At 74.5% G+C, this 23,876-nt stretch carries 17 protein-coding genes; 11 read left to right on the forward strand and 6 right to left on the reverse strand.

Features of this window, described 5'->3' with window-relative positions; all coding sequences use genetic code 11:
* Window positions 1-87: 87 nt before the first annotated feature.
* Window positions 88-744 carry a fasciclin domain-containing protein gene (locus tag J2S63_RS10045; protein WP_310301762.1) on the reverse strand — a complete coding sequence of 219 codons (657 nt, stop codon included), beginning with the start codon at window positions 742-744 and terminating at the stop codon, window positions 88-90.
* Between the two features lie 196 nt (window positions 745-940).
* The gene (locus tag J2S63_RS10050) at window positions 941-2,518 is read right to left on the reverse strand and encodes a molybdopterin-dependent oxidoreductase (protein ID WP_310301763.1); all 1,578 of its coding nucleotides are present in this window, start codon (window positions 2,516-2,518) and stop codon (window positions 941-943) included.
* A 67-nt stretch (window positions 2,519-2,585) separates the two neighbouring features.
* On the opposite strand from J2S63_RS10050, the gene J2S63_RS10055 reads away from it, so the two are divergent.
* The gene (locus J2S63_RS10055) at window positions 2,586-3,551 is read left to right on the forward strand and encodes an NADPH:quinone oxidoreductase family protein (protein ID WP_310301764.1); all 966 of its coding nucleotides are present in this window, start codon (window positions 2,586-2,588) and stop codon (window positions 3,549-3,551) included.
* 6 nt (window positions 3,552-3,557) lie between these two features.
* Here the strand turns inward: J2S63_RS10055 and J2S63_RS10060 are convergent, their stop codons facing one another.
* From J2S63_RS10060 to J2S63_RS10070, 3 genes are all read right to left on the reverse strand, one after another.
* Entirely contained in the window at window positions 3,558-3,875 is a 318-nt protein-coding gene (locus tag J2S63_RS10060) for a GNAT family N-acetyltransferase (RefSeq protein ID WP_310301765.1), read from the reverse strand.
* Between the two features lie 79 nt (window positions 3,876-3,954).
* Window positions 3,955-5,787, reverse strand: a complete 1,833-nt coding sequence (locus J2S63_RS10065; protein ID WP_310301766.1) for an N-acyl-D-amino-acid deacylase family protein — start codon at window positions 5,785-5,787, stop codon at window positions 3,955-3,957.
* A gap of 48 nt (window positions 5,788-5,835) precedes the next feature.
* Entirely contained in the window at window positions 5,836-6,750 is a 915-nt protein-coding gene (locus J2S63_RS10070) for a glycerophosphodiester phosphodiesterase (RefSeq protein ID WP_310301767.1), read from the reverse strand.
* Window positions 6,751-6,850: 100 nt separating this feature from the next.
* Here J2S63_RS10070 and J2S63_RS10075 point away from each other — a divergent pair, with 100 nt between their 5' ends.
* The 7 genes from J2S63_RS10075 to J2S63_RS10105 all read left to right on the forward strand — a co-directional run bounded on the left by J2S63_RS10075 (window position 6,851) and on the right by J2S63_RS10105 (window position 14,833).
* Entirely contained in the window at window positions 6,851-7,813 is a 963-nt protein-coding gene (locus tag J2S63_RS10075) for a GNAT family N-acetyltransferase (RefSeq protein WP_310301768.1), read from the forward strand.
* Window positions 7,810-9,786, forward strand: coding sequence for a M13 family metallopeptidase (locus J2S63_RS10080; protein ID WP_310301769.1), 1,977 nt, complete (start codon window positions 7,810-7,812; stop codon window positions 9,784-9,786). The genes J2S63_RS10075 and J2S63_RS10080 overlap by 4 nt, the downstream gene beginning before the upstream one ends.
* A 77-nt stretch (window positions 9,787-9,863) precedes the next feature.
* The gene (locus J2S63_RS10085) at window positions 9,864-10,115 is read left to right on the forward strand and encodes a DUF6458 family protein (protein ID WP_310301770.1); all 252 of its coding nucleotides are present in this window, start codon (window positions 9,864-9,866) and stop codon (window positions 10,113-10,115) included.
* Between the two features lie 74 nt (window positions 10,116-10,189).
* Entirely contained in the window at window positions 10,190-11,461 is a 1,272-nt protein-coding gene (locus tag J2S63_RS10090; protein ID WP_310301771.1) for an outer membrane protein assembly factor BamB family protein, read from the forward strand.
* 67 nt (window positions 11,462-11,528) lie between these two features.
* Complete coding sequence (locus J2S63_RS10095) at window positions 11,529-13,352, forward strand: substrate-binding and VWA domain-containing protein (protein ID WP_310301772.1); 1,824 nt, start codon at window positions 11,529-11,531, stop codon at window positions 13,350-13,352.
* Window positions 13,353-13,369: 17 nt separating this feature from the next.
* On the forward strand, window positions 13,370-14,077 hold the full coding sequence (locus J2S63_RS10100) for a hypothetical protein (protein ID WP_310301773.1): 708 nt from the start codon (window positions 13,370-13,372) through the stop codon (window positions 14,075-14,077).
* Window positions 14,078-14,119: 42 nt separating this feature from the next.
* Window positions 14,120-14,833, forward strand: coding sequence for a VOC family protein (locus tag J2S63_RS10105; protein ID WP_310301774.1), 714 nt, complete (start codon window positions 14,120-14,122; stop codon window positions 14,831-14,833).
* Window positions 14,834-14,835: 2 nt separating this feature from the next.
* Here J2S63_RS10105 and J2S63_RS10110 read toward each other — a convergent pair whose 3' ends face one another.
* Complete coding sequence (locus J2S63_RS10110) at window positions 14,836-15,207, reverse strand: hypothetical protein (protein ID WP_310301775.1); 372 nt, start codon at window positions 15,205-15,207, stop codon at window positions 14,836-14,838.
* Between the two features lie 32 nt (window positions 15,208-15,239).
* On the opposite strand from J2S63_RS10110, the gene recC reads away from it, so the two are divergent.
* The 3 genes from recC to recD are packed head-to-tail and all read left to right on the forward strand — an operon-like array spanning window position 15,240 to window position 23,874.
* Window positions 15,240-18,680 carry an exodeoxyribonuclease V subunit gamma gene (recC, locus tag J2S63_RS10115; protein ID WP_310301776.1) on the forward strand — a complete coding sequence of 1,147 codons (3,441 nt, stop codon included), beginning with the start codon at window positions 15,240-15,242 and terminating at the stop codon, window positions 18,678-18,680.
* Window positions 18,677-22,036: a UvrD-helicase domain-containing protein gene (locus tag J2S63_RS10120; protein ID WP_310301777.1), complete on the forward strand. Its 3,360-nt coding sequence runs from the start codon at window positions 18,677-18,679 to the stop codon at window positions 22,034-22,036. The genes recC and J2S63_RS10120 overlap by 4 nt, the downstream gene beginning before the upstream one ends.
* Window positions 22,033-23,874 carry an exodeoxyribonuclease V subunit alpha gene (gene recD, locus J2S63_RS10125; RefSeq protein WP_310301778.1) on the forward strand — a complete coding sequence of 614 codons (1,842 nt, stop codon included), beginning with the start codon at window positions 22,033-22,035 and terminating at the stop codon, window positions 23,872-23,874. The genes J2S63_RS10120 and recD overlap by 4 nt, the downstream gene beginning before the upstream one ends.
* The last annotated feature ends 2 nt before the right edge of the window (window positions 23,875-23,876 follow it).

Here is a 23,876-nt window from a genome sequence, read left to right on the forward strand (position 1 = left end):
CCACCGGCTGAGTCATCCGGCTGGGCCACCTCCCGGCACGACGACGGGCCCCCGCCTGCTGGCGGGGGCCCGTCGGTCGGTGTGAGGTCACTTCTTGGGCATGAGCACCTGGTCGATGAGGTAGACCGTGGCGTTGGCGGTGTGGACGCCGCCGCAGATCACGTGGGCGCCGTTGACCTTGAGGTTGTCGCCGGAGCCGGTCACCTTGACGGTGCCGCCCTCGACGGTCTTCTGCGTGCCGGTGACGTCCGCGGGGGACAGCTGGCCGGGGACCACGTGGTAGGTCAGGATCTTGGTGAGGAGCGCGTCGTCCTTCTTCAGCGTGGGCAGCGCCTTCTTCACGGCCGGGGCGGCGAACGCCTTGTCGACCGGGGCGAAGACGGTGAACTCGCCACCGTTGAGGGTGTCGACCAGGTTGACCTTGGGGTTGACCTTGCCGGACACCGCGGCGACCAGGGTGGTCAGCAGCGGGTTGTTGCTCGCGGCGGTCGCCACCGGGTCCTCGGCCATGCCGGCGACCGAGCCCGCGCCGTCCGGGACGGCGTTCGCGTAGTCGGCGCAGCCGGGGCCGACCAGGTCGGAGGCCGGGTCCATGGTGGACGCGGAGGGGCTGTCGCTGGTCATCGGCGTGCTCGCCTCGGCGGCGGCCGCGTCGTTGCTCGTGTCGTCGTTGCTGCCGCAGGCGGCGGTGGCGCCGAGCGCGCAGACGACCATGGCGGTGGCGGCGTACTTCTTGAGTCGCATCGGGGGAGATCCCTTCGGTTGTGTGCGGTGATCAGGGCCGGTCTGTCCGGACCCTCGGTCTGCTCGGACCCTCGGGGCCCTCGTCTCACTGGCTGTTCGGTCCCGGGTGGGGAGCGGATTGGTGAGTCTGCAGAAAGTTTTTGTAAAGCTGACAAAAATCTGAGAAGCCTGAGATCAGGCGGGTCTCAGGGGTCGGTCAGGCCACGAAGACGGTGACGCTGTGCCAGCCGGTGGAGCCGTCGGGCGCGATGGGGGCGCGGGCGCCGGTCTGGGTGTAGCCGCTGCCGTCCTCGGCCCGCACCTCGATGCGGTGGTTGCCCGGCTCGGCGTCCCAGGGGAAGACCCACTGGCGCCAGGTGTTCTTGTTGTCGGCTTCGCCGAGGCGCGCCGCCTGCCACGGGCCGCCGTCGATGCGGACCTCGACCTTCTCGATGCCGCGCGTCTGCGACCAGGCGACCCCGGCGACCGGCACGCGGCCGGCCTTCACGCGGGCGAAGGAGTCGGGCACGTCGATGCGGCTCGAGGTCTTGATCGGCGCCTGCGCGTCGTAGCCCTTGTTGGTCCAGTACGCCGTGAAGTCGGAGAAGCGCGTGACCTCCAGCTCGGTCAGCCACTTGGTGGCCGAGACGTAGCCGTAGAGGCCGGGGGTCACCAGCCGCGCGGGGAAGCCGTGCTTGAGCGGGAGGGGCTCGCCGTTCATCGCGATCGCGACGAGGGCCTCGTCCTGGTCGTCCATCAGCCGGTCGAGCGGCGTGCCGGCGGTCCAGTCGTCGGCGCTGCGCGAGCGGACCGCGTCGGCACCGTCCTTCACCCCCGCCTCGGCGAGCAGCTCCCGGACGGGGACGCCGAGCCAGGTGGCGTTGCCGAGGTAGGGGCCGCCCACCTCGTTGGAGACGCAGGTCAGGGTGATCCGGCGCTCGACCAGGTCACGAGCCAGCAGGTCGTCGTAGGTGAGCTCCAGCTCCTTGTCGACCATGCCGTGGACGCGGAGCGTCCAGGTGTCGAGCGGCACGTCGGGCACCTTGAGCGCGGTGTCGACGCGGTAGAAGTCGGCGTTGCTGGTGAGGTACGGCGTCACGCCCTTCACGCCCACCTCGACGCCCTCCGGCACCGGCGGTGCGGGGGTGCTGGGGCGGGGCAGCCTCACCCCGGCGCGGTCGGCGGCCGCGGCCAGGCCGCCGTACGCCCTGGTGAGGGCGCCTCCGACGACGGCGCCGACGGTCACGGCGCCGGCCGCGAGGAGGAAGCGACGACGGTCCAGGGAGCGCTCGGCCGGCGTGCTGCCAGGCGTGGAGGCGGCGGGCACACCACGCAGCGCGGCGAGCATCAGGTGCAGCCCGCCGAGGGAGGCCACGGCGAGCACGACCGCGGGGACGAGCCGCGCGCCGGTGCCCGCCGTGGCAGACCGGTCGGTGACCATCGCCACGGTCGCGACGACGGACATCACCGCGAACACCCCGAGGCCCACGCGCGGCCGGCGCACCCCCACGGCGCCGGCCACGAGCGTGATCAGCAGGAGCGCCGCGGCGATCCCGCCGAGCAGCACCGGCTTGTCGTTGGTGCCGAAGTGCTCGACGGCGAAGTCCTTGAGCTGCCCCGGGGCGGCGTCGACCATGCGGTTGCCCACCGCGAGGAACGGCCCGGTCACGCCGGACAGGAGCGCGGCGGCTCCCTCGGCCAGGCCGAGGCCCGCGAGGGCGGCGAGGACGCCTGCGACGCCACCGAGCAGCCGGCGGCCGGACGTCCTGGCGTCCTGGGTCTCTGGCTCGCTCATCTGCGTCGTCATGCCCGGGGTTCGGCCGTGGGACCGCCCGAGATGGGTGGTCTCTATCCTCGGGCTCATGCGCTCCCTCCAGGTGACCTCCCTCGACGGCCCCTCCTCGGTCTCCGTGGCCGACGTCCCCGAACCCACCGCCGACGACGGCCAGGTGCTCGTGGAGGTCAAGGCGGTGGGGGTCTCGTGGCCCGACCTGCTGCAGACGCGGGGGGAGTACCAGCTCAAGCCCGAGCTGCCGTTCCAGCTCGGCGTCGACTTCGCCGGCACGGTGCGCTCGGCCCCGGGGTCCTCGGGCTTCTCGATCGGTGACCGGGTCGCCTGCGCCCTGCCGTACGGCGGCGGGGCCGAGCTGGTCGCGACCCACCCGGACGGCGTGTTCCCGCTGCCCGACGAGATGAGCTTCGAGCAGGGCGCCGCGATCCCGATGAACTACCTGACCGCCGAGTTCGCGCTGCGCGAGCGGGGTCACCTGCAGGACGGCGAGACCGTGCTGGTCAACGGCGCCGCGGGTGGCGTCGGCACCGCCACGATCCAGGTCGCCAAGGGCATGGGCGCCCGCGTCATCGCGGTCGCCTCGACCGAGGACAAGTGCGACTTCGCCCGCCGCGCGGGCGCCGACGAGGCGGTCGTGGTCGAGGGCTTCCGCGACGCCGTCAAGGAACTCACCGGCGGCCAGGGCGTCGACGTGCTGGTCGACGTCGTCGGCGGCGACCTGATGACCGACTCGCTGCGCAGCCTCGGCACGCTCGGGCGGCTGCTGGTGATCGGCTTCACCGGCGGCACGATCCCCGAGGTGAAGGTCAACCGCCTGCTGCTCAACAACATCGACGTGCGCGGCGTCGGCTGGGGCGCCTACGCGATGCTGCGCGGCGGCTACATGCGCGAGCAGTGGGACCGGCTCGTGCCGATGATGCGCAGCGGTGCGATCGACCCGCCGATCGGCCGCACCTACGCCTTCGAGGACGTCAGTGACGCGCTGCAGGAGATGGCGGAGCGGCGCACGCTCGGCAAGTCGGTCCTGGTCCTCTAGCGCAGGTCAGACCTCGAACTTGGGGTCGAGCACGTCCTGGCTGTCGGGGTGCTTGCGCAGGTAGGAGGCGAGGAACGAGCAGGTCGGGTGGATCCTGACGTCCTGCTCGCGCGCGAAGCGCACGACGCCCTCGGCGAGGCGCTGGCCGAACCCGCGGCCCTCGTTGCCCTCGAACACCTCGGTGTGGTGGAAGGTGTAGACGCCGTCGTCGCAGACCTCGTAGGCCGCGAAGCCCACCAGCGCGCCGTCGACGTGGGCGTCGATGCGTGAGAGCTCGGTGTTGTCGGTGGTGGTCAGCGTCGTGGTGGGGGCAGCACTCTCCATGCGCACACGCTAGGTGAGCGGGGGCCGGAACCCGAGCGAGTGTGACCCGTCCGACAGCGCCGACCCTGTGAGGCGGGTCTCAGGTGCGGGCCCGCAGGAACGACCCGGTGCGCTCGGTGCCGAGCGCGTCCCCGGCACGGCCCGACCCGAAGACCCTCGTGCCGTTGACCAGGACGGCCTTCACGGCCCGGTCGGAGCGGTTGACCATGCGCGGGAGGCCGTCGTACGACGCGACCGGCGCCTCGGCGTAGTCGTCCATCGAGTCGTCGAGGCCGGCCGGGTCGAGCACCACGAGGTCGGCCCGGTCGCCGACGCGGAGGTGGCCGGCGTCGAGGGAGTACCACTCGGCCAGCTCGCCGGTCAGGCGGTGGACGGCGTGCTCGAGCGACATGAACGGCCGGCCCGCCTGCTCGGCCCGGTGGACGCGTCGCAGCAGCTTGAGCCCGAAGTCGTAGAACGCCATGTTGCGCAGGTGGGCGCCGGCGTCGGAGAAGCCCATCTGGACGCCGGGGCTGACCGCCAGCTTGTCGGCGTACCTCGGCCGGTGGTTGGAGATCGTGGTGCGCCACCGCAGCTTGGTGCCGTGCTCCACGACGAGGTCGAGGAACGCGTCGACCGGGTGCAGCGGCTCGCCGGAGGCGGTGAGGCGGCCGCGCTCGATGCCGACCTGCCCGAAGGTCAGGCCGACCAGCGAGCCCAGGCGCGAGTCGTCGGGGCACTCGACGATCTCGGCGTCGAAGAAGTCGCGGTGCCACACCCGCATGCCGAAGCGCTCGTCGTAGTCCTTGCGGAACCGGCGGCGGTAGTCCTCGTCCTGGAGCAGGGCGTTGCGCTCGACCTGGTCGGCGAGGTGGAGCGCGGCGGCCCCGGAGCCGAACTCCTCGAAGATGACCAGGTCGATGCCGTCGGCGTAGACCTCGAACGGCACCGGCAGGTGCTGCCAGCGGAAGTCGCCACCCAGCCGGTTCAGCGTCGCCGCGATCGGGTTCATGATGTGCACCAGCAGCGGGTTGGCCTTGATGTCCGCGGCGGACAGCAGGGTCGTCTTGAGCTGCGGGCGGCGCAGACCGCGACCGCCGGGGGCGCCGGGGCCGACGGGCAGCGAGGACAGCGTCATCGCCGCGATGCTGCGCACCGAGGTGATGTCGGGGCCGCCCTGGAGCACGCGGCGCCGGGCGCGCAGCACCTGGTTGAGACGGCGGCGCTCCTTGGTGCGGGCGTACGTCGACGGGAGCGTCCGCGACCGGCACACCTCGCCGTCGAGCTTGTCGAACAGCAGCTGCTGGGCCGACATCCCGACGAAGCCGGCGTCGAGGGCGTCCTCGAGGAGCTCCTCCATGCGGGCCAGCTCGCCGGCCGTCGGCCTGACGTCCTCGCGGGTGGCGCGGTCGAGGCCCATCACCGCGGCGCGGAGGTCGGAGTGCCCGACGAACGCCGCGAGGTTGGGGCCGAGGGGCAGTGACTCGAGGAAGTCGACGTACTCCTTGGCGTCGCGCCAGCCGCCCGCCCCCTGCTGGGCCTCCTCCAGGGCGGCGATGACGTGCTGGCGGGGGATCGCCTCGACCCGTCCGAACAGGTCGCCCGCGGTCGTCGGGTCGACGTGCAGGGTGGAGAGCGAGCAGGAGCCGAGCAGGATCGTGGTCACGCCGTGGCGCAGCGACTCGACCAGCGCCGGCTCGCGCAGCACCTCGACGTCGTAGTGGGTGTGGATGTCGACCATGCCGGGGAGCACCCACTGGCCCGCCGCGTCGATGACCGTCGGGCACCCGGTCGCGTCGAGCTCGTCGGCGCTGATCGCGACGACCCGCCCCTCGCGGATGCCGAGGTCGCGGACCTCGCTCGGGGCGCCGGTCCCGTCGAACCACCGGCCACGGCGGACGACGACGTCGAAGGGTGCGGGTGCGTCAGGCATGGGCGGATGGTGCCACGCCCGAGCGGCGACCGACCAGACCCGAGCGGGTCACACGGCCGGGGAGGGCGTGGGGGTGGGCGTGGGGGTGGGCGTGGGGCTCGTGGCCGGTCCCTGCCGGGCCACCCAGGTGCCGTAGGAGGCGAGGCTGTCGGTGAGCAGGCCGTCGGCGCCGGACTCGCGCAGCACTGACCAGTCACGGGCCAGCGAGGTCTTGCGGCCCAGCACGAGCAGCCCCTGGTCGCGCAGCCCGCCCACGAGCTCCGGGGTGGCCAGCGAGGCGGGCAGGTTGAGCCCGTCGGCCCAGGTGCGGATCCGGGCGACGTCGGCCGGGGTGGAGGCGATGCCCTGCACGCGGAGCCCCGGCTCGATGTGACGGATCGCCTCCAGGTTGGCGCGGTGGAAGCCCAGGACGACGGTGCGGTCGACCAGGCCGCGCGAGCGGATCGCGTCGACCAGCCGGTGGTAGCGCGCCGGCGACCACGAGGCCGGGGGCCGCTTCACGTCGACCACCACGTCGGTGCCCAGCCGCACGACGAGGCCGAGCACCTGGCCCAGCGAGGGCACCAGCTCGTGGCCACGGCGGCCGCGGCACCGCTGCTGGATGGCCGCCAGGGTGCGGGCCGCGACCCGGCCTCGGCACGTGGTGGTCCGGTCCAGCGTCGGGTCGTGCATCACCAGGAGCCGGCCGTCGCGGGTCAGCTGCACGTCGAGCTCGACGGCCGTGGCGCCGTACCGGACGGCCCGGCGGAACGACGGCACGGTGTTCTCGGTGACGTCCCGTGCCGGGTAGCCGCGGTGCCCCACGATCGCGAACCCGGCGGCCGGGTCGGCGGCGACCAGCTGCGCCCGCCGGGGGCGGTCGGCCCGGGCGCTGTGCTGCGGCCAGGCCGCTGCGGTGACCAGGAGGCACAGCAGCATCGCGACGACGGCCGCCGTCCCCGCCGGTCGGCGTCCCGAGAGCATGCGCGGACGCTAGCCGCGCCGTGTGGTGGCGGGCGGGAGGCTCGCGGCGGGTCCCGCAATCCGCTGGACCTGCCCGGCACGGGTGGCCTTGACTGCCCCCGTGACGACCATCCAGGGCCTCCCGGCCGGCCTCACCACCCGCCCGCTGCGAGCCGAGGACTCCCGCGCGGTCTACGAGCTCATCGCGGCCTGCGAGCGGCACGACGTCGGCTCGGTGGAGATCGAGGAGGCCGACCTGGTCGGCGACTGGGGGCGGCCGAGCTTCGACATCGCGAGCTCGACGATGTCGGTGCACGACGGCGACCGCCTGGTCGCCTACGCCGAGCTGACCAGTGACACCCGGGCCGACGCGCACGTGCACCCCGACCACCGCCGCCGCGGCATCGGGACGGCCCTGAGCGGGTGGGTGCGGGCCACCGCCCGCGCCCGCGGCTCGGCCGTGGTCGGCAGCCCGGTCCCGCAGGGGTCGGACGGGGACCGGCTGCTCGAGCGCCTCGGCTACTTCGTGCGGTGGGAGTCGTGGGTCCTCGAGCTGCCGCCCGGTGCCGAGATCGCCGCCCAGCCGCTCCCGCGCGGTCACACGATCCGCACCGCTGCGACCGAGGAGGACCAGCGGGCGGCCTGGACGATCCTCGAGGACGCCTTCCTCGAGTGGTCCGAGCGCGACCGCGAGCCGTTCGAGGACTTCGCCGCCGAGGTGATGGGCCGGCCGGGCTTCGAGCCGTGGCACCTGCGCCTGGTCGTCGACGGGGACGGCGTCCCGGTGGGGGCGTGCCACCTCGTCGTGTTCCGCGGGGAGGACACCACCCAGGGCTACGTGCAGAGCCTCGGCGTACGCCGGGACCGCCGGCACCAGGGCCTCGCCCGGGCGCTGCTCGCCGACGCGTTCGCCAACGCGCGGGAGGTCGGGGCGGTGTCGTCCGAGCTCAGCACGGACACGCGCACCGGCGCCCTCGGGCTCTACACCCGCGTCGGCATGCGCGTGCGCCAGACCTGGCTCCACCGCGCCTACGACCTGACCCGTCCGGAGCCTGCCGCGCGGCCCGTAGGCTCTGGCGCATGACGATCCTCGACGACGCCCGCCCCGGCATGGACCCGGACGTCCGCCCCCAGGACGACCTCTTCGGCCACGTCAACGGCCGCTGGCTGGCGGAGACCGAGATCCCCTCCGACCGCGCGAGCTGGGGCGCGTTCCACATGCTCGCCGAAGCCGCGGAGTCCCACGTCCGTGCGCTGCTCGAGGAGGCCGACGCCGAGGCCGACCAGGCGCCCCCGGGCAGCACGACCCAGCAGATCGGCCACCTCTACCGCTCGTTCCTCGACGAGGCACGCGTGGAGGAGCTGGGCGCGAGCCCGGTCGCCGCGGCACTGGCGGAGATCGCCGCGGTCACCGACCACCCCTCGCTCGCCGCCCACGTGGGCCGGGCCGAGCGCACGGGCGTCGGCGGCTTCTTCGGCGCCTACGTCAGCACCGACGACCGCAACAGCGAGCGCTACCTCGTTCAGCTCGTGCAGGGCGGCCTCGGGCTGCCCGACGAGTCCTACTACCGCGAGGAGAAGTTCGCCTCGATCCGCGAGGCCTACACCGGCTACCTCTCCGCGCTCTTCGCCCTGGCCGGCGACCTCTACGCCGAGGACCCCGACGTCTCCGCCGCGCGGGTCCTGCGCCTCGAGACGCGCCTGGCCGAGGGCCACTGGGAGCGGGCGGCGACCCGCGACGTGATCAAGTGCTACAACCTGATGACCTTCGAGCAGCTCCGCGAGCTCGCCCCGGCCTTCGCCTGGGAGGAGTACGCCGAGGCGCTCGGCGCGACCGAGGAGACGCTGGCGGAGGTCGTGGTCCGGCAGCCGAGCTACCTCGCCCACCTGTCCGGGGTCGTCGCCGACCAGTCGGTCGAGCTGGCCGACTGGCAGGCCTGGATGTCGGCCAGGACGCTGCGCTCCGCGGCGCCGTACCTCTCCTCGGCCTTCGTCGAGCGCAACTTCGACTTCTACGGCCGCACCCTGTCCGGCACCCCCGAGCTGCGAGCCCGCTGGAAGCGTGCGGTCACGTTCGTCGAGGGCTCGGTCGGCGAGGCCGTCGGCGAGAGGTACGTCGAGCGGCACTTCCCGCCGGCCGCCAAGGCCGCGATGGACGAGCTGGTGACCAACCTGCTCGAGGCCTACCGCCGCTCGATCACCGACCTCGACTGGATGACCGAGGCCACCAAGGCCCGCGCGTTCGACAAGCTGCGCACCTTCCGGCCCAAGATCGGCTACCCCGAGAAGTTCCGCGACTACTCCGCGCTGCGCGTCGAGCCCGGTGACCTGTGGGGCAACGCCCAGCGGGCCGCGGAGTTCGAGCACGACCGGCAGCTCGGCAAGATCGGCTCGCCGGTGGACCGCGACGAGTGGCACATGCTGCCGCAGACCGTCAACGCCTACTACAACCCCGGCATCAACGAGATCTGCTTCCCCGCAGCGATCCTGCAGCGTCCGTTCTTCGACCTCGACGCCGACCCGGCGGAGAACTACGGCGGCATCGGCGCGGTCATCGGTCACGAGATCGGTCACGGCTTCGACGACCAGGGCTCGGAGTACGACGAGCTCGGCAACCTCAACGAGTGGTGGACCGAGGCCGACAAGGCGGCGTTCCGCGAGCGCGCGGACAAGCTGATCGCGCAGTACGACGGCCTCTCGCCGCGCGCGCTGCCCGAGGAGAAGGTCAACGGGGCCCTGACCGTCGGCGAGAACATCGGCGACCTCGGTGGCCTCACGATCGGCCTCAAGGCCTACCTGATCAGCCTCGGCGACCGGCCGCTGCCGGAGTCCGACGGGCTCACCGGCACCCAGCGGCTGTTCCTCAACTGGGCCCACGTGTGGCGCACCAAGGACCGCACCGAGCTGGCCCTGCAGCGGCTGACCGTCGACCCGCACAGCCCGCCGGAGTTCCGCGCCAACATCGCCCGCAACCTCGACGAGTTCCACTCCGCCTTCGCCACCCGGCCGGGCGACGGCCTGTGGCTCGAGCCCGAGGAGCGCGTGCGCATCTGGTGAGCGTTTTGTCCTGGTGCGCAAGGGGTACATGTGTGTCCGACGGACGCGGCACGCGTCCCTGGTGAGAGGAACACACCATGACCATCGGCGGCGGAATCCTGCTCTTCGTCATCGGGGCCATCCTGGCCTTCGCGGTCGACGTCGACATCCCGGGCATCGAGGACAACACCCTGGGCTACATCCTCATGCTGGCCGGCGTGCTGGTCGCCGTGCTGAGCCTGGCCGCCACCCGGCGCCGCCACAGCACCGTCGCGGTCACCCGCGACGCCTCGGGTCGTGAGGCCGTGACCGAGCGCCACACCGACTCCACCGGTGGTCCGGTCGTCTGAGCGCCCACCCGCCACCTGACGCGCGCCCGTCGCGCGTCACCACTCGCACGAGCCTCTTCGCGGGGCTCGTGCTCGTGATTTTCCTGACCGCCCTGTCCGCCGTGCTGCTGCGCGACGACAGCCCGGCCGCGGACTGCGCCGTCGCCGTCTCCTCAGGCGAGACGAGCCCCCAGCTGGTCCCGCGCGCCGCCCTCCTGCCGGCCGGCTCGGTCGGCCGGCAGCGCCGGCGGGTGGTCGAGGCGGTCGAGGGTCTCGGCGGCCCGGTCGGGTCGGTCATCACCGGCCGGTTCTTCGAGCGCCTGACCCAGCGCCCCAGCGTCGTGGCGTACGCCGACCGGCTGGCCCTGGTGACCACCCCGCAGCCCGGGCGCGCGGTCGTCGACGTGGTGGACGTCGACCGCGCCCGGACCGACTGGCGCGTCGACCTCGCCGGGGACCCGGCCTGGACCACGTTCACCGGTGGGCCGGTCGGGGAGGACCTCGTGCTGGCCTTCTCCGGGCCGCAGCCGAGCCTGCTCACCCTCGCCGGCGACTCGGTCCCGCTGGTCTGCGGCGACCTGCCGCGGACGGGCCCCTCCACCCTGGTGCGCACCGACCAGGCGGGGTCCGACGTGGTCGTGGGCTCGGTGGGGGCCGACGGACGGCGGGTGGTCCGCCTGGTCGACCCGGCCACCGGCAAGGTCGGCTGGACCCGTCACGGACGAGGGGCCCTGGCGTCGGTCTCGGTCGCCGGCGACCTCGTGCTCCTCGCCCGGGCCGACTCGGCCTCGCTCGCGACCGGGGGTGCACCGACGCCGGGCCCCGGCGCGTGGGTCGAGGCGCTGTCCCGCTCCGGCGGGTCGCAGGTCTGGGCGCACCGCGGTCCCGCGGCTGCCCTCCTGACCGCCGGACCCGACGGGTCGTCGTACCTCCTCCGGACGGGGGGCCGGCCCCGCGTCGTCGCCCTCGACGCCAGGGGCCGGGTCCGCTGGACACGGCCCGTGCCCGTCGGCTTCCGGTCCGCCTGGCTGTGGGCCGACCGCCTGGTGCTGCGCGGCCCGGACCCCCGGGGCGGCGCGATGCTCCGCGCGCTCGACACCTCCTCCGGACGGCCCGCGTGGACCGTGCGGGCACGACAGGCCCCTCCGGTCGGGGACAGCCCCCGGCCGGGTCTCGGGACGCCGCTGGTCGAGGACGGCACCGCCTGGGTGCCCGCCCCCAACGGGCTCCTCGAGGTCGACGTGGCCTCCGGCCGCGCGACCCGGCACGACTCGACCGCCCGGGTGGACGAGCTGCTGCGCCTCGGCGACCGGGCCGAGGGACGCGTGGCGGTGGTGAGCGGCACCGCCCTGCTGGTCACCCGCTGAGCCTGCGCTCCCGCCTAGACTTCCCTTCCGCCCGGGCGCCGACCCGGACCGTCTCCCGGAGGGGCCCGTGGCCAAGTCCAAGGCACCGATCGTCACAGCCGTGGTCGTCGGTGTGGTCGCGGTCGTGGCGGTCAAGCTCATCGTCGGGGGCGGTGGGTCCGAGAAGACGCCTGGTGCCACGCCGAGCGACGCGGGTCGCGACACCAGCGGCTGCGTCTCGCTGACGGTCGCGGCGTCCAGCGAGAAGGCGGCGCTGCTGGGGCGGATCGCCTCGGCCTACGAGGACACCGACCCCGAGGTCGGCGGCACCTGCGTCGCGGTCGAGGTGACCTCGGTCGCCTCGGGCGGCGGCGAGCAGGCCCTGGCGCGCGGGTGGGACGAGGAGCTCGACGGCCCGCGTCCCGACGTGTGGACCCCGGCCGCCTCGACGTGGGTGGGCCTCCTGCAGCAGGACCTCGCCGCGAAGGACAAGCCCGACCTGGTCCCGGACGAGACGCCCTCGATCGCCTCGACGCCCCTCGTGCTCGCGATGCCGCGACCGATGGCCCAGGCCCTCGGCTGGCCGGCCAAGTCCCTCGGCTGGAGCGACGTGCTGTCGCTGGTGGAGGACCAGCGCGGCTGGGCCGCGCTCGGCCACCCCGAGTGGGGCCGCTTCACGCTCGGCAAGACCAACCCCAACCTGTCCACGTCCGGGCTCGCCGCCACGATCGGATCTTTTGTCGCAGCGACAGGAAAGTCGTCCGACCTCACCGACCGGGACCTCGAGGACCCGCGGGTGCGGAGGTTCGTGCAGACGGTGGAGCGCTCGGTCGTCCACTACGGCGACACGACTCTGACCTACCTGTCCAACCTGCAGCGCGCCGACGACAGGGGCGCGTCGCTCGGCTACGTCAGCGCGGTCGCCGTGGAGGAGAAGTCGGTCCTCGACTACAACAACGGCAACCCCACCGGTGACCCGGCGACGCTGGGCGACCACGAGAAGCCCGCGGTGCCCCTGGCGGCGATCTACCCCAAGGAGGGCACGCTGTTCTCCGACAGCCCGTGGGTGACGCTCGACGCCCCCTGGGTCGACGAGGACAAGCGGGCCGCGTCCGCGGACCTCCTGTCCTACCTCCGCAGCGCCAAGGCCCAGAAGGTCTTCACCGACGCCGGCTTCCGGACCTACGACGGCAAGCCCGGCAAGCCGATCACGACCAGCGAGGACCTCATCGCCGACGGGGTGAAGGTCACGCTGAGCCCGCCGGCACCGGCCGTGCTCTCGCAGGTGCGCTCGGCGTGGACCCAGCTGCGCAAGCCCGCCCGCGTGCTCATGCTGCTCGACGTGTCCGGGTCGATGGGCGAGCCCGTGCCCGACGCCGGCGCCTCCAAGCTCGAGCTGGCCAAGCGGGCCGCGATCCGGGCGATGACCCAGTTCGCGCCGACCGACGAGGTCGGCCTGTGGGCGTTCACCACCGACCTCGACGGCGAGGAGCAGATCTACCGCGAGCTCGAGCCCGTCCTGCCGATCTCCCGCCAGCGCGACGACCTGAGGCGGTCGATCCGGTCCCTCACGCCGCTCAACGGCACCCCGCTCTACGCCGCGATCCGTGCCGCCGTCGGCACGATGGGGACGTCCCTGGACGCCGACAAGATCAACGCCGTGGTCGTCCTGACCGACGGCCGCAACGAGTACCCCGCCGACACCGACCTGGCCGGCCTCGTCCGCCAGCTCGGCGGGGGCAGCAGCGAGTCACCCGACACCTCGCTGCGGGTGTTCACGATCGCCTACGGCGAGGGGGCCGACCTGGAGACCCTCCGCCAGATCAGCGCGGCCAGCAACGCCGCGGCCTACGACGCGACGCGGCCGGAGAGCATCGACAAGGTGTTCACCGCCGTGCTGAGCAACTTCTGAGTCGGGCCGGGTCGACGATGGGTTTCGGCAAGCAGGTGGCCAGGGCGGGACGTGACCCGTGGCTCCTGGTGACCTCCGGGGTCGGCGGCGGGCTGGCCTGGGCCGTGCTGCCGGTCGCCGGTGTCGCCGGTGCCGCGGCCGCCCCGGTCGGCCTCGGCATCGCCGCCGCGATGTGGGGCGTCGGGGCCGTCGTCGGGGCGTTGAGCGGCAAGGACGACGACGACTGGGACGAGGAGGAGGTCGAGGAGATCGGGCTGCGTCCCGGCACTCCACAGGCCACGATGGTGCGGGCGATCCACGGCTACGTCACCGACCTCGAGGACCTCCGCGCCTCGCCCCTGCCCGACAGCGTGCTGGACCAGTCGATCACCGCGCTGGTCGCCGCCCAGGGTGCCGAGCAGACCGCGGTGCGGGTCGCGGCCGCGGTCGACGGCCTCGACGACGCCCTCCGGCGGAGCAGGCGCCCACCCGGCCAGGAGCCGCGCGGCGGTGCGCTCGCGGCGGTGCAGCGGATGGCCGAGCGCCGCACTGCCCTGCTCACCAAGCTGCAGCACAGCGTCGACCAGGTCGCCGAGGTCTACACCAAGCTGCTGGAGATGCGGGCGAGCGTGGCCGCCCTCGATGTCGGCGACGGGGCCGACGAGGTCACCCGGGTCAACGCCTCGCTCGACGCGCTGCGCGGATCGCTGGCCGAGCTCGAGGACGAGCGTCGCGCGCTCCCGTGAGCCGGGTCGCATCTGTCGGACCCCTCCGGTAGGCATGACCCCATGACGACCGGGAGCTCGGGACCCCTGCTGCGCTTCCAGGCGCTGTGCCTGGACACCGACGCCGCCCACCTGGAGCAGGTGGCGGCGTTCTGGTCGACCGCGCTGGGCTGGGAGCGCGAGCCCGGGCACGGCGGTGCCGTCCTGCGCGGCGAGGGGCCGGGGGCGTCGCTGTGGATCGACGTCGTCCCGGAGCCGCGCACCGTCAAGCACCGCACCCACCTCGACGTGCGCGTCGACGACGTCGAGACGCTGGTGGCCGCCGGGGCCCGGGTCGACGACGCGACGTCCTTCCCCTGGGTGGTCCTGCGCGACCCCGAGGGGGGCGAGCTGTGCGCCTTCCCGACGCGCGAGGACCGGGGCCCGGGGCTCTACGAGGTCTGCACCGACTGCGGTCCCGACCCGCTGCCGATCACACGCTGGTGGGCCGAGGTGCTCGGGGCCCACGCGGGGCAGGACGAGGGCGACGACTGGGCCCACCTCGCGTCGGTCGAGGGCGCCCCCTTCGAGCTGTGGGTGTTCTGCCCCGTGCCGGAGCCCAAGACCGCCAAGAACCGCTTCCACCTCGACTTCCGCGCCACCCGCCCCGACACGGTCGACCTCCTCGTGCAGCGCGGCGCGACCGTCCTCCGCGCGCCCGACCGGGAGATCTCCTGGCACGTCCTCGCCGACCCCGACGGCAACGAGCTCTGCGTCTTCCCGGCGGAGGGCTCGTGAGGTCAGGGGACGAGCAGCGCCGGCACGGCCGAGAGGACGGTGGCCCGGCCGAGCACCGCGAGGCCGTCGTTGGCGCCCGTCCGGGCGAGCCCGAGGCGGTGGTCGCTGCCCGCCCGCTCCAGCAGGGAGTTGACCGCGCCGGCCGGTCGCACGGTGCAGTCCCGCCACGGGTCCTCGACGTCGGGGAGGCCACGTTGCCCGTCGGCCCAGCCGTAGAGCCGCACCCGCCGGTCGCCGACCTCGACCTCGTAGCCCGTCGACCCCTCCCGGTGCGGGGACTCCACGGTCGTGGTCCTGCGCCGCTCGCCCCACGACAGCCCGGACCGCGCACCGGCGCGGACGAGGGTCCTGACCAGGTCGTCGTGCTCGCTCACGGCACCATCCTGCCGGTCAGGGCGGTGGCGGCATGAGCATCCACCTCCATCGCGGCACCGACACCACCGTGCTGGCCGACGGCCTGGCCGAGCTCCTGGCCGCGCTGCTGCCCGACCCCTTCGCCGAGGAGGTCGTGGTCGTCCCCGCCAAGGGGGTGGAGCGCTGGCTGGCCCAGCGGCTGTCGCACCACCTCGGGGCAGGGCCCCGCGGTGGCGACGGCGTGTGCGCCGGCGTCCGGTTCCTCAACCCACGCTCGCTGGTGGCGATGCTGACCGGCACCGAGGACGACGACCCGTGGGACCCCGACCGCTTCGTGTGGCCGCTGCTGCGGGTGGTCGACGGCTCGCTCGACGAGCCGTGGTGCGCCACGCTCGCCCGCCACCTCGGCCACGGCGGAGCCGACCCCCTCGACGAGCTCCGGCGCGACCGTCGCTACGCCGTCGCGCGTCGCCTGGCCGGGCTGTTCTCCTCCTACGCCGTGCAGCGCCCGCAGCTGGTCTCCGACTGGCGGGTGGGTCGCGACACCGACGGGGCCGGCGGTGTCCTGCCCGAGGACCTCCGCTGGCAGCCCGAGCTGTGGCGCCGGCTCCTCGCCGAGCGCGACGTGCCGGCCCCCGACCAGCGGCACGCCGCCGTCGTGGAGGCGATCCGCGGGGGCGCCGACCTCGCGCTGCCCGACCGGCTGTCGATGTTCGGCCACACCCGCATGCCGCGCACCGAGCTCGAGCTGCTGCGCGCGGTCGGCGAGGTCCGCGAGGTGCACCTGTGGCTGCCGCAGGCCTCCCCGGCCGGGTGGGAGCGACTGGTCGAGGAGACCGCGGCCGGACCGGTCCGCCGCAGCGACGACGCGGGGGGTCGGCTGCTGCACCACCGGCTCCTGTCCTCGCTGGGACGCGACTCGCGCGAGCTGCAGCGCTCGCTGAGCCTGCTCTCGCCCGAGGTCGAGACCGTCCACGCGCCACCGGCCGGAGCGGCCGGATCGTCGGGGTCGTCCGGGTCGTCCGGGTCGTCGGGGGCGCCGGGGGCGTCGGGGCCCGCCACCCTGCTCCAGCTGCTGCAGCACGACCTGCGCGGCGACCTCGACGCCGGTGAGGTCGCGCGGCTCGGCGACCGCCCGCGACCGGTCGGCGACACCTCGGTGCAGGTGCACTCGTGCCACAGCCCGGCACGCCAGGTCGAGGTGCTGCGCGAGGTGCTGGTCGGGCTCCTGCAGGACGACCCGACCCTCGAGCCCCGCGACATCCTCGTGATGTGTCCCGACGTGGAGGCCTACGCCCCGCTGTTCTCCGCGACGTTCGGGCTCCTGGACTCCGTCGGCGCCGACGGCCACCCCGGTCACCAGTTGCGGGTGCGGCTCGCCGACCGCGGTCTGGGCAGCACCAACCCGCTGCTCGAGACCGCGCTGCGGCTGGTCGAGCTGGCCGGCGGCAGGGCCACCGCCAGCGAGGTGCTCGACCTGGTCGCCGAGGACGTCGTGCGGCGGCGCTTCGCCCTCGACGAGGACGACGTCGGCGAGCTGCGCGCCTGGACGGAGCGCTCGGGCGTGCGCTGGGGGCTGACCCCCGCCCTGCGCGCCGACTTCGCGATGGTCGGCTTCCCCCAGAACACCTGGCAGGCCGGGCTCGACCGCGTGCTCCTCGGCGCCGCGATGGCCGAGGGCGACGTGCTGGTCGGCCGGCGCCTGCCGCTCGACGACGTCGGCAGCACGGGCATCGACCTGGCCGGCCGCCTGGCCGAGCTGGTCGAGCGCCTGGGCTCGACGGTGGAGGCCCTGCGGTCGGCCCGCACGCTGACCGAGTGGGGCACGGCCCTGCTCCACGGCGTGACCGCGGTGACCGACGTCGCCCCGAGGGACGGCTGGATCCGCACCGAGCTCGAGCGCCAGGTCGCCTCGATCCTCGACGAGGGCGGAGCGGCGGGCGACGGCACGACGCTGCGGCTGGCCGACGTACGCCGCCTGCTGCTGCAGCACACCCAGCCGCGCCCGACCCGCGCCAACTTCCGCACCGGCGAGCTGACGGTCGCCACGCTGGTGCCGATGCGCTCGGTGCCCCACCGCGTGATCTGCCTGGTGGGCCTCGACGACGGGGTGTTCCCGCGCAACACCGTCGCCGACGGTGACGACGTCCTCCTGCGCGACCCCGTGACCGGCGAGCGTGACCCGCGCGGCGAGGACCGCCAGCTCCTCCTCGACGCGGTGCTGGCCGCCGGCACGACCCTGGTGGTGACCTACACCGGACGCTCGATCCACAGCAACGAGGAGCGGCCGCCTGCCGTGCCGCTCGGCGAGCTCCTCGACGCGCTCGACCTGACCGCTCCAGGGGCGCGGACCGGCGTGCTGACCCACCACCGGCTGCAGCCGTTCGACCCCGACGCGTTCGGCGCGCAGCGTGCCGCGACCTCCTTCGACCGCGCCGCGCTCGAGGGCGCCCGTGCCGTCGTCGGTCAGCGCCGGCCCCGTCCGCCGTTCCTGGCGGCGCCCCTGCCCGAGGGCCGCGCCGCGGTCGACCTCGACGGACCGACCGACGGCGGCCTGGTGGTGACCCTCGAGGACCTGCAGCGGTTCTACCTCAGCCCGGTCAGGGGCTTCCTGCGCCAGGGGCTGGGTGCCGGCCTCCCCGCCGAGCACGACGCCGTCGAGGACCGCATGCCCGTCGAGCTCGACCACCTCCAGCGCTGGGCCCTCGGCGACCGGATGCTGGCGCGCGCGGTCGCGGGCCAGGACTTCGAGACGGTCTGCAACGCCGAGCTCACCCGCGGCCAGCTGCCGCCGGCCGGGCTGGGCTTCGCCGCGATCCGCGACGTCACCCAGCAGGTCAACGGCCTCTACTCCGCCAGCGCCCGTGACCGGCAGGTCACGCCGACCGCGGTGGACGTCACCGTCGACCTCGTCGTCGACGGCGTGCCGTGCCGGCTGACCGGGGTGGTCCCCGACGTCCGGGGCGACACGGTCGTCCGGGTCGCGTTCGGGTCGCTGTCGGTCAAGCACCGGTGGCGGGCGTGGCTCGACCTGCTCGCGCTCAGTGCCGCCCACCCCGACCGCGCCTGGACCACCGCGACCTACGGCTGGGTCAAGCGGGCCGGCACCGCCGAGGTGTCCCGCATGGGCGGGGTCACCGACGCGGCCGGTCTCCTGGCCGGGCTGGTCGCGCTCCAGCGCCGCGGCCTGCGAGAGCCCCTCCCGGTCCCTCCCCGCACGGCCTACAAGCTCGCCGAGGCGCGGCTGCACCACAAGAGCGACTACTGGCCCATCCGCCGCGAGTGGGACCACGACGACAACGCCGTCGTCCCGGGCGAGAGCGCGGCGCCCGAGCACGTCCGGGTCTACGGCGTCCGCGCGCCGGTCGACGTCCTGCTCACCGACGCCCTCGACGACGACCCCGGGCCCCGCAGCGAGCGCAACCGCCTGGCCCGGCTCGCGTGCTTCCTGTGGAACCCGGTCTTCGAGCACGAGCAGGTGAGACACGCGTGAGCAACGTGATCCCGCTGCGACCGGGGCCCGCGACCTTCGACGTCTGCGGCGCCCTCCCCACCGGCACGACCCTGCTCGAGGCGAGCGCGGGCACCGGCAAGACCTGGACGATCGCCTCGCTGGTGGCCCGCCACGTGGTCGAGGGCCACGTGCCGCTCGACCGGATGCTCGTGGTGACCTTCGGCCGCGCGGCCAGCCAGGAGCTCCGCGAGCGGGTGCGCGAGCGTCTGGTCGAGGCCGAGCGGGCGCTGGCCGGCGGGCCGGCCGGCGACGGCCTGCTCGAGCTGCTCACCGACGTCGAGGAGACCGAGCGGGTCGAGCGGCTGCGCCGGGTGCGCGAGGCGCTGGTCGACTTCGATGCCGCGACGATCGCCACGATCCACCAGTTCTGCCAGCTCGTGCTCGCGGGTCTCGGCGTGGCCGGCGACAGCGACCGCTCGGCCGTGCTCGTGGAGAACCTCGACGACCTGCGCGAGGAGGTCGTCGACGACCTCTACGTCCGCAAGTTCGCCCCCGGCGACACCGCCCCGGCCTTCAGCCGCCGCGACGCCACCAAGATCGCCAAGGTCGCGGTCGGCGACCCCCGGGCCACCCTCGAGCCCCGGGCGGCCACGGCCGAGACGACGGCCGGCACGCGCCTGCGCTTCGCCGAGGCCGTGCGTCGCGAGATCGACGTGCGCAAGCGTCGCCTCGGCGTCCTGTCCTACGACGACCTGCTGGGCCGCCTGGCCGACGCGCTCGAGGCCGAGGACTCCCCGGCCCGCGAGCGCATGCGCGGTCGGTGGTCCCTCGTCCTGGTCGACGAGTTCCAGGACACCGACCCGGTGCAGTGGCAGGTCTTCGACCGCGCGTTCTCCGGCCACGCGACGCTGGTGCTCATCGGCGACCCCAAGCAGGCGATCTACGCCTTCCGTGGCGGTGACGTCGACACCTACCTCCAGGCCAAGCAGACCGCGAGCGCGGAGCTGACGCTCGGCACCAACCACCGCAGCGACGAGCCCCTGGTGGCCTCGCTGACCGCCTTCCTCGCCGACGCCGAGCTCGGCACCGACATCGTGGTGCGCCCCGTGACCGCGGCCCACGAGGGGAGCCGCCTGGCCGGGCTCCCCGAGCCCTCGCCCTTCCGGCTGCGGCTGCTCGACCGCGAGCAGTGCGGCGGTGCGGGGGCCAAGCCGCTGGCCATGCAGGCGGTCCGCGAGGTCGTGCCGGACGACGTGGCCGCCGACGTCGCGCGACTGCTGTCCTCGGGAGGGACCTTCCGCGACGGCGAGACCGACCGGCCCCTCCAGCCCGGCGATGTGGCCGTGCTCGCCGCCAAGCGGGCCGACCTCGACCGGGTGCACGTGGCGCTGGCGGCTCGGGGGGTGCGCTCGGTGGTCGCGGGGTCGGGCAACGTCGTGACCACCGAGGCGGGCACCGACTGGCTGGTCCTGCTCGAGGCGCTGGAGCAGCCCCACCGGCCCGAGCGGGTGCGGGCCGCGGCGCTGACCGCGTTCCTCGGCCACAGCGCGGCCGAGCTGTCCGAGGGCGGTGAGCCGCTGACCGAGCGGCTGGGCGACCGCCTGCGCGACTGGGTCGAGCTGCTGCGCGCGCGAGGAGTCGCCGCGGTCTTCGAGGTCGCGGTGAGCGAGGGCGGTCTGACCCGGCGGGTGCTCGACGTCGAGGACGGCGAACGCCTCCTCACCGACCTGCGCCACCTCGCCGAGCTGCTCCACGACCGGATGACCCGCGAGGGCGTCGGCCTCACCGGCCTGCTGACCTGGCTGCGCGAGCAGCGCGAGGAGGCCGAGCGCGAGTCCGACACCGAGCGCACCCGGCGTCTGGACAGCGACGCCGCCGCGGTCCAGCTGGTGACGATCCACGGGAGCAAGGGCCTGCAGTACCCCGTCGTCTACCTCCCGTTCGTGGCCGACTACTGGGAGCGCAAGGAGGAGTTCCCGCTCTTCCACGCCGAGGACGGCTCGCGCTCGATCGACGTCGCCGGCGAGGACGCCGTGCCGGCCCACGTCGCCAAGGCCAAGCACGAGCTGGCCCAGGAGCAGCTGCGCCTGCTCTACGTCGCGATGACCCGTGCCCAGTGCCAGCTGGTCACCTGGTGGTTCCCGAGCAACAACACCGCGACCTCGGCGATGCATCGGCTCCTGATGGGCCGCCGGCCCGGCGACTCCGGGCCGCCCGAGCCACGCCCCGCCGTGCCGACCGACGCGGAGGCGGTCGCGCGGGCCCGCGCCTGGCAGGACCACGGCGGTCCGCGCGTCGAGCGGGTGTCGGTCTCGGGCACCACGGTCCGTGCCGCGGCGCTCGACGCCGCCACCCTGGAGGCACGTCGGTGGACGCGGCGGGTCGACCGCGACTGGCGCCGCACCTCCTACACCGGGCTCAGCCGCGCCGCCGAGGAGGGCGACGCCCGCGCGGGCAGCGCCGAGCAGCGGCCGGGCTTCGCCAGCGAGCCGGAGTCCACGCCCAAGCAGGACGAGCCCGCGCTGCCGCTGGTCGAGGAGCTCACCGCGGCCGACGGCGTCCCCTCGCCGATGGGCGAGCTGCCCAGCGGGGCGACCTTCGGCTCGCTCGTCCACGCCGTGCTCGAGGACGCCGACCCCGACGCGCCCGACCACGCCGGCGACCTGCACGCCGAGCTGTCGCGCCACATCGAGACCCAGCGCGTGAGGTGGCCGGTCGCGGTCGGCACGACCGAGCTCGCCGACGCCCTCGTCGCGGTCTGCACCAGCCCCCTGGGGCCCCTGCTCGGCGGCCGCACGCTGGCCACGATCCCCAAGCGCGACCGGCTCGAGGAGCTCGACTTCGAGCTGCCGCTCGGCGGTGGCGACCGCCCCGTCGGAGCCTCGCCGCTGTCGGCCGCGGGCCCCCTGCTGCGGCGCCACCTCCCCGAGGGCGACCCGCTGCTGCCCTACGCCGACGTGCTGGACTCGCCGGGCCACCAGGCCCAGCGCCTGCTCGGCTACCTCTCGGGCTCGGTCGACCTCGTCGCCCGGGTCGACGGCCGTTACGTCGTCGTCGACTACAAGACCAACTGGCTCGGCCCCTTCACCGACCCCCCGACGCCGTTGACGTCCGGTCACTACACCCCCGACCGGCTGGCCGCGGCGATGACGCACTCCAGCTACCCCCTCCAGGCGCTGCTCTACGCCGTCGTGCTGCACCGGTTCCTGCGGTGGCGGCTGCCCGGCTACGACCCGGACACCCACCTCGGCGGCGTCGCCTACCTCTACCTGCGTGGCATGTGCGGACCGGACACCCCTGTCGTCCAGGGCCGGCCCTGCGGCGTCTTCTCCTGGCGTCCGCCCGTCGGCTTGGTGGAGGACCTCAGCGACCTGCTCGACGGGAGCCCGCGATGACCGACACCCCTGCCCTGCCGGTGGCGACCGGGCTCCCCGTGCTCGAGCCGCACGACCGGCGGCTCGCGTCGGCCGCCGAGGGGCTCCTGGCCTCCTTCAACGCCGCCGGCGTCCTCGACGCCGCCGACGTCCAGGTGGCCAGGCGCGTCTCCACCCTCGTCGAGGAGAGCGACGAGACCGTGGTCCTCGCCGCCGCGCTGGCCGTGCGCGCGGTCCGCAGCGGCTCGGTCCGGCTCGACCTCACCAGCGTTCACGAGGCCGAGCCCGCGTGGACGACCGAGGGGTGGGCCGGCACCCTCGCGTGGCCCGACCCCGGGCCGTGGGTCGAGGCGGTCGGCGCGAGCGCCCTGGTCGACGCCGGAGTGCTCCACGTACGGGAGACCCACGTCTACCTCGACCGCTACTGGCAGGAGGAGGAGCAGGTCGCCGCCGACCTGCTCGCCCGCGCCGGTCACGCGCACGTCGTGGACGAGGACGCCCTGGCCGCCGCCCTCGCGGCGTACTTCCCCGAGCGGTCCACGCTCGACTTCGACGACCAGCGCCGCGCGGCCGAGGTGGCAGGGCGTCACCTCACCAGCGTGATCACCGGCGGTCCAGGCACGGGCAAGACCACCACGGTCGCCCGTCTCCTGGGCGTGCTCGCCGCCGTCGCGGGCGACCGACCGCTCCGGGTCGCGCTCGCGGCGCCGACCGGCAAGGCCGCCGCCCGCATGGCGCAGGCCGTCCGGGAGGCCACGTCCTACCCCGACTTCCCCGGGCACGGCGAGACCTCGGGGCCGGCCGCCGACCGGCGGGCGCGCATCGAGGCGCTCGACGCCTCGACGCTGCACCGGCTGCTCGGCTGGCGGCCCGACTCCTCGACGCGGTTCCGCCACGACCGGTCCAACCCGCTGCCCTACGACCTCGTCGTGGTGGACGAGACCTCGATGGTGTCCCTGACCCTGATGGCGCGGCTGCTCGAGGCGATGCGGCCAGGGGCGCGGCTGGTCCTGGTGGGCGACGCCGACCAGCTGGCCTCCGTCGAGGCGGGTGCGGTGCTCGGCGACCTCGTCCGCGGCTGGGAGGCGGCCGGTGGCCCGGTGGGCCGGCTCCGGCAGGCCCGCCGCTTCGGCCGCCACATCCGCGCGTTGGCCGGCGCGATCCAGACGGGCGAGGTCGACGAGGTGCTGGCGATGCTGCACGACGGCGTCGAGCCGGACGACCCCGACGAGGGCCAGGTCGGTCTCGCGACCACGGCCGAGGTCGAGGACCTGCTCGCGGACCGGCTCGGCGGGCTCCGGGCCGCGGCCGCGGCCGGCGACCACCGGGGTGCCCTCGAGGCCTTCGCCGCCCACCGCCTGCTGTGCGCGCACCGCGACGGCGCCTACGGCGTGAGCACCTGGAACCACCGTGCCGAGCGCATGCTGCTCACCGCCTCCGGCGAGACGTGGATGCCGGAGTGGTACGCCGGCCGGCCGTTCATCGTGGACCGCAACGACCGGGGCCTCCACCTGTGGAACGGCGACACCGGGGTCGCGTGCACCTCCTCCGACGGCCGACTGGTCGCGGTCGTCGACGACGGCCGCTCCGCGACCGGGCGCGTGCTGCCGACCGGCCGGCTGGCCGACGTGACCACGGCCCACGCGATGACCGTGCACCGCAGCCAGGGCAGCCAGTTCGACGAGGTGACGGTCCTGCTGCCCGAGTCCGGCTCGCTGGTCCTGACCCGCGAGCTCTTCTACACCGCCGTCACGCGCGCCAGGCGCCGCGTGCGGGTGGTCGGCAGCGACGCCGCGATCCGCGCGGCGGTCACCCGCCGCGCCCAGCGCGCGACCGGTCTCGCCGACCGTCTCGGATGATC

This window comes from Nocardioides marmoribigeumensis, from assembly GCF_031458325.1.
Taxonomy (GTDB): domain Bacteria; phylum Actinomycetota; class Actinomycetes; order Propionibacteriales; family Nocardioidaceae; genus Marmoricola_A; species Marmoricola_A marmoribigeumensis.

What these genes read in the sequence shown, in the direction of transcription:
- J2S63_RS10045 (WP_310301762.1), bottom strand. Translation starts at nt 744, where the DNA reads ATGCGACTCAAGAAGTACGCCGCCACCGCCATGGTCGTCTGCGCGCTC.
- J2S63_RS10050 (WP_310301763.1), bottom strand. Translation starts at nt 2,518, where the DNA reads ATGAGCGAGCCAGAGACCCAGGACGCCAGGACGTCCGGCCGCCGGCTG.
- J2S63_RS10055 (WP_310301764.1), top strand. Translation starts at nt 2,586, where the DNA reads ATGCGCTCCCTCCAGGTGACCTCCCTCGACGGCCCCTCCTCGGTCTCC.
- J2S63_RS10060 (WP_310301765.1), bottom strand. Translation starts at nt 3,875, where the DNA reads ATGGAGAGTGCTGCCCCCACCACGACGCTGACCACCACCGACAACACC.
- J2S63_RS10065 (WP_310301766.1), bottom strand. Translation starts at nt 5,787, where the DNA reads ATGCCTGACGCACCCGCACCCTTCGACGTCGTCGTCCGCCGTGGCCGG.
- J2S63_RS10070 (WP_310301767.1), bottom strand. Translation starts at nt 6,750, where the DNA reads ATGCTCTCGGGACGCCGACCGGCGGGGACGGCGGCCGTCGTCGCGATG.
- J2S63_RS10080 (WP_310301769.1), top strand. Translation starts at nt 7,810, where the DNA reads ATGACGATCCTCGACGACGCCCGCCCCGGCATGGACCCGGACGTCCGC.
- J2S63_RS10085 (WP_310301770.1), top strand. Translation starts at nt 9,864, where the DNA reads ATGACCATCGGCGGCGGAATCCTGCTCTTCGTCATCGGGGCCATCCTG.
- J2S63_RS10100 (WP_310301773.1), top strand. Translation starts at nt 13,370, where the DNA reads ATGGGTTTCGGCAAGCAGGTGGCCAGGGCGGGACGTGACCCGTGGCTC.
- J2S63_RS10105 (WP_310301774.1), top strand. Translation starts at nt 14,120, where the DNA reads ATGACGACCGGGAGCTCGGGACCCCTGCTGCGCTTCCAGGCGCTGTGC.
- recC (WP_310301776.1), top strand. Translation starts at nt 15,240, where the DNA reads ATGAGCATCCACCTCCATCGCGGCACCGACACCACCGTGCTGGCCGAC.
- recD (WP_310301778.1), top strand. Translation starts at nt 22,033, where the DNA reads ATGACCGACACCCCTGCCCTGCCGGTGGCGACCGGGCTCCCCGTGCTC.